Source organism: Streptomyces sp. SID14436 (genome assembly GCF_010548465.1).
Taxonomy (GTDB): domain Bacteria; phylum Actinomycetota; class Actinomycetes; order Streptomycetales; family Streptomycetaceae; genus Streptomyces.
Genome location: NZ_JAAGMD010000309.1, coordinates 1 through 1033, shown reverse-complemented (window position 1 = coordinate 1033; position 1033 = coordinate 1). Strand labels below are relative to the sequence as shown.

The following is a 1033-nucleotide window of genomic DNA, read 5'->3' as shown; positions in this document are numbered from 1 at the left end:
GCGGGCCGCGAGGATGCCGACGCGGCGGCGGCCGTCGGCGGCGAGCGGGCCGGCGAGCGCGGACACCTCGCGGTCCAGCGCGTCGTAGGTGAGGGTCCGTCCGCCCGCGCACAGGGCGGGGCCGTCGGGGGCCAGGGAGCGGCCCCGGTCGAACCACTGGTCCAGCAGGGGACCGCCGTCGGCACCCATCGTCCGTCAGCCGTTCGCCAGCTGGTCCAGGACCGCCCACAGCGAGCCCGGTGTGCGGAAGGTGGCGGGGGCGATCGTGTGGTCGGGGAAGGTCACGCCGAGGATGTCCTCGAGGGTGTCCATCAGCACGACCGTGGCGACCGAGTCGAGTCCGACGGCGGCCAGGGGCAGGTCCTTGGGCACTTCGGGTTCGTGCTCCAGCGCGGGCAGCTGGGCACGCAGGATCTGTTCCAGTGTCTCGTACGCGACCATTCCGCGACGCCCTTCCACTCGGTGACCCCCACAGCGAACCGGCGCGCGGCGCGGGGTGCCGCTCACTACTGAGCGGCACCCGTGCGGGCGCCCGATCATGCTCGGAGGGCGGCCGAGGAGGGGGAGGACCCTGGCATGCCCGAGACGCTGGAGGCGTTCCTGTCCGCCGTGCACCGGACGTTCACGGAGGTGACGCGGAAGGCGCCCGACTACTTCGCCGGCCGTCCGCTGCGGGCGGCCGGTCCGCCCGCGGGGGCCGGGGAGGCGGTGCGTGCCGCCTTCGGTGCGACGCTGCGGGCGGCGGACCGGGAGGAGTTCACGGCCGTGGACCGCCTGCTGGACCTGCGCCGTCCCGGCCCCGACGGCTCGGACGGCCGACAGTGCGACGGCGAGGACGGGGACGACTGGGCCGGGTGGCGGCGACGGCTGGACCGGCGGTCCGCGGTCCGGTCGGCGCGGGCGGCCCGGCTGGCCGGGACCATGGACCGCCGGGAGGCACGGGCCGCGGGGTCGCGCGTCCGCTACCGGGCGGGCGGACAGGGGCCGCTCGTGGTGCTGCTGACCGCTCTCGGGCACACCGACGAGGTCTGGT

1 protein-coding gene and 2 pseudogenes are annotated in these 1033 nt (G+C 76.4%); 1 reads left to right on the top strand and 2 read right to left on the bottom strand.

Going from position 1 to position 1033, the window contains the following annotated elements; translation table 11 throughout:
- Together G3I53_RS11185 and G3I53_RS11180 are read right to left on the bottom strand one after the other, a co-directional pair.
- Nucleotides 1-189, bottom strand: a pseudogene (locus tag G3I53_RS11185) (D-alanine--poly(phosphoribitol) ligase); the annotation flags it as partial.
- 6 nt (nucleotides 190-195) lie between these two features.
- Nucleotides 196-441, bottom strand: coding sequence for a phosphopantetheine-binding protein (locus tag G3I53_RS11180; RefSeq protein WP_055595241.1), 246 nt, complete (start codon nucleotides 439-441; stop codon nucleotides 196-198).
- Between the two features lie 135 nt (nucleotides 442-576).
- Here G3I53_RS11180 and G3I53_RS11175 point away from each other — a divergent pair.
- A pseudogene (locus G3I53_RS11175) lies at nucleotides 577-1033 on the top strand (hypothetical protein); the annotation flags it as partial.

Coding starts and splice junctions, on each gene's coding strand:
- G3I53_RS11180 (WP_055595241.1), bottom strand. CDS start 441: ATGGTCGCGTACGAGACACTGGAACAGATCCTGCGTGCCCAGCTGCCC.